Here is a 2,874-nt window from a genome sequence, read left to right as displayed (position 1 = left end):
ACGCCGGTCGTCGACACGCGGTTTGCCGTGGGACTGCGGGAAGTAGGGTTCTAAACGCGCCATCTGCGCGTCGCTCAGCCAGAAAAGATCAGACAAGTTCACCGCTCTTTTTCGAACGCTGAATCATGTCGTTCAACAGAAATCAATGGGTCCTGAGCCTAGGTCATGTTGACAAAAGGCGCAGCCAGAGGCGGATGGAGGTGATGTCTATGAAGCCGAGGAAGCTCTCAGCGGTCTTGTCGTAGCGTGTTGCGACCCGGCGAGCGTTCTTCAGTTTGTTGAAGCACCGTTCGACCAAGTTGCGCCACGAATACAGGGAGTGATCCACACCGACGCGCATCTTTCTTGATTTGCGCATGGGGATTTGGGTGAGAACGTCCCGCGCCTCCATCTTTTTCCGAATGCTGTCAGCATCATAGCCTCTATCGGCCAACAGGACGCTTGGCTCGGGAAGATTGTCGGCCATAACCAGATCAAAGCCCATGTAATCGGAAGTCTGGCCCGGCGTGATTTCGGTTCTCATGGGCAGGCCTGCTGAGTTGACGCGGAGGTGGATCTTGGTCGTGAAGCCACCTCGCGAACGGCCAAAACCTTGACGCGGAGTCCCCCTTTTGCGCCCGCGGCCTGATGATGGGCGCGGATCACGGTGCTGTCGATCATCTGCAGGGCGTCCGGCACCGCCCCGCTTTGGTTCAGCGCGTCCATAATGTCCTCCCACAATCCCGCCAGCGTCCAGCGTCGGAACTGCCGATAGACACTCGACCACTTGCCGAACTCTTCGGGCAGGTCACGCCAAGGGGCGCCCGTGCGGGCAATCCAGAAAACTCCATCAAGAACAAGGCGGTGGTTGGTCGGTTTGCGCCCATTCGGAGCGCGGACAGTCAGGATGAACCGCTCAAAGAACGCCCACTCCTCGTCCGACATCAGGTCTCGTGCCAAGCTGGTCTCCATCGCAGATACCAGCTTGAATCACGATCAGCGCGCTCTGTGAATCCCTTTTGTCAACACGACCTAGCGCAGTGCACTCCCGATAAGTTCCGCTACACGGTCATGATCTAATGCACTTGCGAAAATGCAGTCCAACAATTTTTTTCGATTAATGTATTCTTAACCCTTGTGGATCAATCCAGTGACAGGCCAATCTAAGGGGGAACTCGTGGAAAGACACAAATGGATGTTGGAAGTTCTTACTGACCTCGCAGAATACGCGAAACTGCACGACCTCAAAGCCACCGAGGAGTATACTGCCATGGCTCAACGAGTTTGCGAAGCCGATTTGGCGGAAAGTGATTCTGTAGAAAATGGCGTTCAGAGAGATGGCCTAAGAAATCTGAACAGGTGAGTTAGGTGGATTTTCCGCTTCTGATCTGGCAGCGTGCCGGGACAAAGGAGCGACGATGGCGAGACGACCGAGAAGGAACCACTGCCCTGCATTTAAGGCGAAAGTCGCGTTAGCAGCTTTGAAGGGCGATAAGACGATGAGAGAGCGTGCGACGCAATTCGATAATCACCCGAGCCAAATAAAGCAATGGAAAGACCAGCTTCTCGATCAAGTGACAGATGTATTTAACGACAAGCCGAAAGCTTCCAAAGAGCCCGAGATTGATGTCAAATCGCTGCACGCGAAGATTGGTCAGCTGACGCTGGAAAACGTTTTTTTGGGGAGAAGCGCTCGCCAAGGCCGATCTGTTGGGGAGAGCAAAGAAATGACCAACCGCGATCACAAGCTGGGCCTTTCGCGGCAGGCGGAGTTGCTCGGCATCAGCAATGGCAGCCTGTATAATGAGTCGCGCCCCACCAGCGAAGATGATTTAAAGCTGATGCGCCGGATTGACGAGTTGCACATGGAATATCTGTTTGCGGGCAGTCGGATGAAGAAGGGCCTCTTCCGCCAAGAAGGCTTCACCACCGGGCGACTGCATGTGGCGACATGCATTAAGCACATGGGCATCCAAGCCCTGTACCGCAAGCCAAACACGTCAAAACCGGCACCCGGCCACAAGGTCTTCCCATACTTGCTGAGAAAGCTGGTAGTGACGCGGCCGAACCAGGTCTGTGCTTTGCTGCGGGCACGATGATCTCAACGCCAACCGGGGACGTTTTGGTCGAAGACCTGCGCATCGGCGACCTGATCACAACTGCCGACGGATCGGCCACAGCAGTTTTGTGGATCGGGCTGCAGACACTGAACAAGACCTTCACACCGCCTGATCGTTTCACGCCTGTGCGCGTTTCCGCCGGAGCACTTGGGGACGGCGCTCGCGTGAAGGATCTTGCGCTCACCAGCAACCACGCTCTTACCCTGGATGGGCTTGCAATCAACGCCAGCGCGCTGGTCAACGGCCAAAACGTGCGGTTTGAACTTTTGGACGCGCTCCCCGAAAACGTGACCTACTACCATATTGAGATTGACCTCCCCCCCCCCAAAACTTCCCTCGTTCTGATGTAGAGTTTGCTCAACCGTTTGAAGGAGCAAACGAATGCGAAAGAGCCGTTTTACGGAAGCCCAGATCATTGGGATAAACAAAGAACGAGAAGCCAGGATGCCGACGGCTGAGTTGGGCCGCAAGCACGGTCTCAGCCAAGGCACGTTCTACAAATTCAAATCCAAATACGGCGGCATGGAAGTGTCTGATGCGGCCAAGCAGAAGGCGTTAGGGGATGAGAATGCCAACAGGATCACTCAGGCCATCGCGAGCGACGATCATCTGACCGGGATGGCAATCGTCCTCCGCTCCATCCCGGGGGTCAGGCCGGTTGCTAGCACGATGCTGATCGCAGAAATGCCAGAGATCGGCACTATCACAGGCGAAGCGGCCGCCGCCATCACCGGGTTGGCTCCCATAGCTCAAGACAGCGGAACACTTCCTGGAA

Annotated in this window: 3 protein-coding genes and 3 pseudogenes; 4 read left to right on the top strand and 2 right to left on the bottom strand. The window is 55.6% G+C overall.

All coding sequences use genetic code 11. The features are described from left to right. Both J1C49_RS21345 and J1C49_RS21340 read right to left on the bottom strand, forming a co-directional pair. Positions 1–96, bottom strand: a pseudogene (locus tag J1C49_RS21345) (IS5/IS1182 family transposase); the annotation flags it as partial. Positions 97–163: 67 nt separating this feature from the next. Then, positions 164–924: pseudogene (locus J1C49_RS21340) on the bottom strand (IS5 family transposase). A 250-nt stretch (positions 925–1,174) separates the two neighbouring features. Between J1C49_RS21340 and J1C49_RS21335 the strand changes: the two are divergent. The 4 genes and pseudogenes from J1C49_RS21335 to J1C49_RS21320 form a co-directional block, all read left to right on the top strand. After that, on the top strand, positions 1,175–1,342 hold the full coding sequence (locus J1C49_RS21335; RefSeq protein WP_227447835.1) for a hypothetical protein: 168 nt from the start codon (positions 1,175–1,177) through the stop codon (positions 1,340–1,342). 55 nt (positions 1,343–1,397) lie between these two features. Further along, positions 1,398–2,063: pseudogene (locus J1C49_RS21330) on the top strand (IS3 family transposase); the annotation flags it as partial. A 38-nt stretch (positions 2,064–2,101) separates the two neighbouring features. Next, positions 2,102–2,449, top strand: a complete 348-nt coding sequence (locus J1C49_RS21325) for a Hint domain-containing protein (protein ID WP_255670842.1) — start codon at positions 2,102–2,104, stop codon at positions 2,447–2,449. 31 nt (positions 2,450–2,480) lie between these two features. Then, positions 2,481–2,874 (top strand): transposase (locus J1C49_RS21320; protein ID WP_227447834.1); only part of this gene is annotated, 394 nt, incomplete at its 3' end.

The organism is Cognatishimia sp. F0-27 (assembly GCF_020667845.1).
Lineage (GTDB): Bacteria > Pseudomonadota > Alphaproteobacteria > Rhodobacterales > Rhodobacteraceae > JAFMPQ01.
The sequence above is the reverse complement of the archived record's forward strand: the minus strand, read 5'-3'. Positions and strand labels throughout refer to the sequence as shown.